The 4741-nt window shown below is 39.4% G+C and carries 7 protein-coding genes; 2 read left to right on the plus strand and 5 right to left on the minus strand.

Annotation, left to right across the window (positions count from 1 at the left end):
• Positions 1-315 precede the first annotated feature (315 nt).
• The gene (locus QZ413_RS05615; RefSeq protein ID WP_297077365.1) at positions 316-957 is read left to right on the plus strand and encodes a FusB/FusC family EF-G-binding protein; all 642 of its coding nucleotides are present in this window, start codon (positions 316-318) and stop codon (positions 955-957) included.
• Between the two features lie 81 nt (positions 958-1038).
• Complete coding sequence (locus tag QZ413_RS05620) at positions 1039-1716, plus strand: haloacid dehalogenase type II (RefSeq protein ID WP_297077367.1); 678 nt, start codon at positions 1039-1041, stop codon at positions 1714-1716.
• A 96-nt stretch (positions 1717-1812) separates the two neighbouring features.
• Here the strand turns inward: QZ413_RS05620 and QZ413_RS05625 are convergent, their stop codons facing one another.
• The 5 genes from QZ413_RS05625 to QZ413_RS05645 form a co-directional block, all read right to left on the minus strand.
• Positions 1813-2646: a mannose/fructose/sorbose PTS transporter subunit IID gene (locus QZ413_RS05625; protein ID WP_297077369.1), complete on the minus strand. Its 834-nt coding sequence runs from the start codon at positions 2644-2646 to the stop codon at positions 1813-1815.
• Positions 2647-2657: 11 nt separating this feature from the next.
• The gene (locus tag QZ413_RS05630; RefSeq protein WP_297077372.1) at positions 2658-3470 is read right to left on the minus strand and encodes a PTS mannose/fructose/sorbose transporter subunit IIC; all 813 of its coding nucleotides are present in this window, start codon (positions 3468-3470) and stop codon (positions 2658-2660) included.
• 14 nt (positions 3471-3484) lie between these two features.
• Positions 3485-3970 carry a mannose/fructose/sorbose PTS transporter subunit IIB gene (locus QZ413_RS05635; protein ID WP_297077374.1) on the minus strand — a complete coding sequence of 162 codons (486 nt, stop codon included), beginning with the start codon at positions 3968-3970 and terminating at the stop codon, positions 3485-3487.
• Positions 3967-4401, minus strand: coding sequence for a mannose/fructose/sorbose PTS transporter subunit IIA (locus QZ413_RS05640; RefSeq protein WP_297077375.1), 435 nt, complete (start codon positions 4399-4401; stop codon positions 3967-3969). The genes QZ413_RS05635 and QZ413_RS05640 overlap by 4 nt, the downstream gene beginning before the upstream one ends.
• A gap of 123 nt (positions 4402-4524) precedes the next feature.
• Positions 4525-4741: PRD domain-containing protein (locus QZ413_RS05645; protein WP_297077377.1), on the minus strand; the 217-nt coding region annotated here is incomplete at its 5' end.

The raw sequence follows: 4741 nt of genomic DNA on the forward strand, positions 1-4741 counted from the left end.
CACACATGAGCATTGGGATCTACTTGATCCGGCAAAAGCCGTGGGTACAGAAGAAGAAATCATGGAGGTTTTTCGCACTACACGTCATGAGATCCAATCACGTTTAAATCGATTAGCCGAAAAGATTCAAGTGTGACATCCAGTTAGTTGCAGCTTTCATCAAAAAAATGTATAGTAAAGACGTACTTGATTTCATGATTTAGGAGGGATCCTTGATGACTATTTCATCATACATCGTACGACCAAAGAACGTTTTGACTAACAAATCAGTTCTTTGATGGAAATATTTCCTCAAAGAAGAAAAGAGGAAATTATATGACAACAATTACCCCCGCTGAATACTGGTACGCGAAAGAACAAATCAAATCTTTGATTGGCGCGTATCATTCTGTAAATGATAAACGCACGATTCAAACACAACAAGCCTTGATCTATGAACGTACTGCAGCAATTTTTGAGCGTTCTAGCGAGTTGGCACCCTTTTGGGATAAATTTTTGGATATTACCACGACTAGAGAACAAGCTGAACAGCATTTTGAAGACATGAAACATTACGTGATTCCGATGGACTTACCATCTACGAAACAGATCGATAAGTTGTTTCGTAAAGTTAAAAAAATGCACTATCCTGATTTTGAGCAGCTAGATGCACGTGAGTTATCGTATCTTGGCTGGACAGATCCGGGAACCAATCGTAAATTTATCGTCCGCAAACGTGACGATCGTTTTGAAGGGGTCTATGGAACCTTTAGTACCGACATCAAAAAAGGACACTGTGCGATTTGCAACCATATTAGTGCTGTGGGCTTCTTTTTGGCGACAACGAAAACTTCTGGTGATGGCACGTATACAAAAAACGGGAACTATATTTGTAGCAATAGCGAGCAATGTAATCGCCAAGTGACCCAACACGAAACGTTCGAACGCTTCTTTGAAAGTGTTTCATTGAAAAAATAATCAAAAGCGTTCCTAATGATTAGGAACGCTTTTGATTTTTCGTAGACTTCAAATAAAGAGTAAGAAAAGAGCGAAAAACTTATGACAAAAAAACCAATTTTAGTTTTTGATGTGAATGAAACATTACTCGATATGCAACCTGTCGCGACAATTTTGACCGGGATCTTTCATCGTCCAGATGCCTTTCGTTTATGGTTTGATCAATTATTGATCTATTCTGAAACGTTTGCTTTAACAAAAGAACCTGTTTCCTTTTCAGATATGGGAAAAGCCACGCTTTTGATGTTAGCCGATTACTATGAAGTCACGTTAACAAAAACCGAAATTACCGAGTGGCAACAAGCATTTGCTTCGATGCCTCCTTATGCGGAAGTTCCACAAGCATTATCTGCATTAAAACAGGCTGGATTCAAACTCGTAACGTTGACCAACAATCCAGTCAGTGTTCAGAAACAACAATTGTCCCATGGTGCGATCGAACACTATTTTGAGGACTTTTATTCGACACAAGCAGTGGAAAGCGTGAAACCTGATCCACTAACCTACCACCATGTAGAAACTGCCTTACAGGTAGAACCTAGTGATTTTATGATGGTAGCTTGCCATATTTGGGATACGATTGGTGCTTCAAAAGTTGGCTGGCAAAGCTGCTTTATCAAAAGACCAAATAATGCGTTGCTTCCACTTGGTCCTCAACCTGATCTCGTTTTTGACACGTTAGCAGAGTTTGCAACTTATATGGTCAATTTGTATAAATAAATCCGCTCTACTCTTCTTATATGTTAATGATTACTAAAAATGGTACTTCTAGTATGTTTAAAAGGGTGTGACAGAAATCTGTCACACCCTTTTTTCTTATCCTAAGAATCCAAATGCTTTTCCTGCAATCCCTACTACAAAGATCGCTAAAATAATCAACAATGGACTCACATTTTTCTTTAATAGCCATGAGACAAATAATGTCAGTATCAATGCCAGCATTCCTGGCATAATGCTATCTAACACATCCTGGATTGTCTGTGTAACGACTTTTCCATTTTCATCCGTGATCCGTGTTGCTACGATAGGGATATTGATCGTTGTCCATTTATTGACTAGCGCCCCCATGACGAATAATCCCACGACCGAAGCACCTTCTGTTAATTTTTGGATTCGTCCACCGACCATATCTTTAATAATATCGTTTCCTTTTTCGTAGCCTAGTGTTAGACCAAAATATTTAGTAGATAAGCGAATAATATTGATAGCAATAAAGAAAAGTAATGGTCCTGCAACACTACCACTTAAAGCTAGCGACGCACCTAATGCAGCCAATACCGGACGAACAGTCCCCCAAAAAATTGGATCTCCGACACCAGCTAAGGGGCCCATCAACCCGATCTTCATTGCCGCAATCGATGTTCCAGGCATGTCTTTGTTAAACGCTTTTTCTTCTTCCATCGCACCTACTACTCCAAAAATCGGTGCGGTTAACCACGGATGTGTGTTGAACCATTCTAAATGACGTTGTAATGCCGCATTGCGTTCTTCACCAGCTGGATATAAACGTTTGATCGCCGGAATCATCACAAAACAAAAGCCCATATTTTGGACACGTTCAAAGTTGAATGAGCCTAATAACAGATTTGAGCGTAAAAACATATGATTGATATCTTTTTTCGTTAATTTCTTTTCGATTTTATTTTCCATATTCTTCCTCCTTAATCGTCTAAATCATCATCAAGATCATCATCAAGATCTACGCTATGATTCGGTGAATGAGCGACTACTGCTTTTGGCGGTGTTAAAACATTATATTTTAATTGGATATAAACCAATGCTAAACATAGACCTAAGCCTCCAAATCCGACAAGATTGAAGCTTGTAAACGCAGCAAATAAAAAGCCCATGTAAAAGAATGGTTTTAAATACGGAACGTCCATCATATTGATGACCATCGCATATCCAACAACTACGATGATACCGCCGCCAATTTGGAGTCCGCCAGTAATCACTTGGGGAATACTATTCAAAAACGTACTTACAGCTTCGGCGCTGATCAAGGTAATAATAAACGTTGGAATCATGACCCGTAACGCTTGTAAACTCAATCCAGAAAGATGCATGAGTTCGATCCCTCTAAAGTTACCTTGTGCAGCATAGCGATCGGCACGATGCGCAAAAAAGACAGTGATCGTGCGTACAAAAATTGTTAGTGCTTGTCCTGCTGCAGCAAGGGGAACGGCAATCGCAATGCCTTCACCGATCCCTTGTTTGGATACGATGACTAAAATGGTCGAAATTACAGAGGCAATAGCTGTATCTGGCGCCATCGCAAGTCCAACGTTCATCCAGCCCAATGCCATCATTTCTAACGTTCCACCTAAAATCACACCAGTTTGTAAATCTCCGAGGATCAAACCAACTAGTGTACACGCAACTAACGGACGTTGTGTTTGCGCTTCGTCTAATACACTTCCCATTCCGGTTATTCCGGCTACGATCAATAATAGAATAATTTGGATTACGCTCATCTGCTAGTCTCCTTTTAGTTTTTCGACGTTAATTCTTGATAAAAGTCGATGCTTGTATCGCCTGGCAATTGCCGCAATTCTAACGCTACACCTAGTTGATGCAATTGTTCAAAAGCTGCTTTTTCTTTTGTCCCGACGCTAACTGCTTTTGTGATTTGGATACGGTCTTTTTCAAAGCGCATCCCTCCTACATTGACTGTTTCGATAGGCACACCTTTTTCAACTAAGGAAACAATCTCTTCTGGTCCTTCAAACAGCAGCATCGCCCGGTCATCTGTATACTTAGGTGAAGCGAAAGCCCTTACCATTTTATCTACACTGACGACACTTGCTTTTACATTTGCTGGTGCCACGGATAAAATCAGTGTTTTCCGCATTTCATCTTTGGCAACACTATCTGACACAATAATAATTCGATCAACTGGACGTAATTTCACCCATTTGGTTAATACTTGTCCATGAATAAAGCGGTCATCAATACGTACTAATTCTAATTTCATAATAAATCATCCTCCATTTCGTTCGTTTGTACGAGTGCTAAAGTTTCACTAAATAACTGAACACTAGTGGTACTGGCTTCTTTCAAAGCCTGACACAAGTGAGATAAAGAAAGTGTTTCTTTCATTGCCGCAGCTTCTAGAAGTAAGGGTAAGCTTACACCCGTCACTACATCTGTTTTTTCACGAGTATACACAAGTTGTGTCGCAGCATTATACGGTGTTCCTCCAAATAAATCGACTAAAAATAAAAGCTCATCTGTTGGATCAAATTGTTCCATTACATGCAGATATTTTTCTTGCAGTTGAGGAATTCCTTCATTTTTATAGAACGGTACAGCTACGATGCTTTCATCAGTACCAAAAATCATGTGTAACGCATCCAGTAACCCCGTTGAAAATGCACCATGGCCACTAATAATAATATTCATCATCTAATCCCTCCCTTTCTTTACTAGTAGCAAGTTCCATGCCAAAAAGTGTTTTCCTATCCATGAATACACCAAAAAAAGAGTGTTTCAGTTTACTGAAACACTCTTTTAGTAAGTTGACTAAATTTAATACACTGTTTCGTGTAATTCGGTTAAAATATCATAAATATAAATCAGTTCATCTTGATCTAAATATAAATCTAGCCCCTTTTCTAAAAAGAGAAGAGATTTTCGTAAAGCTAGACTACCTGCTTCTTGCTCACAAGTCCACGTCTCACGATAGACTAGCGGATCTTTTCTGACCACTCGTTCGTAGGCAAACGCTGTGTGTACCAATAATTTT

The sequence above is a fragment of the uncultured Enterococcus sp. genome, from assembly GCF_913775425.1.
Classification (GTDB): Bacteria; Bacillota; Bacilli; order Lactobacillales; family Enterococcaceae; genus Enterococcus_G.

Coding starts and splice junctions, on each gene's coding strand:
- QZ413_RS05615 (WP_297077365.1), top strand. CDS start 316: ATGACAACAATTACCCCCGCTGAATACTGGTACGCGAAAGAACAAATC.
- QZ413_RS05620 (WP_297077367.1), top strand. CDS start 1,039: ATGACAAAAAAACCAATTTTAGTTTTTGATGTGAATGAAACATTACTC.
- QZ413_RS05625 (WP_297077369.1), bottom strand. CDS start 2,646: ATGGAAAATAAAATCGAAAAGAAATTAACGAAAAAAGATATCAATCAT.
- QZ413_RS05630 (WP_297077372.1), bottom strand. CDS start 3,470: ATGAGCGTAATCCAAATTATTCTATTATTGATCGTAGCCGGAATAACC.
- QZ413_RS05635 (WP_297077374.1), bottom strand. CDS start 3,970: ATGAAATTAGAATTAGTACGTATTGATGACCGCTTTATTCATGGACAA.
- QZ413_RS05640 (WP_297077375.1), bottom strand. CDS start 4,401: ATGATGAATATTATTATTAGTGGCCATGGTGCATTTTCAACGGGGTTA.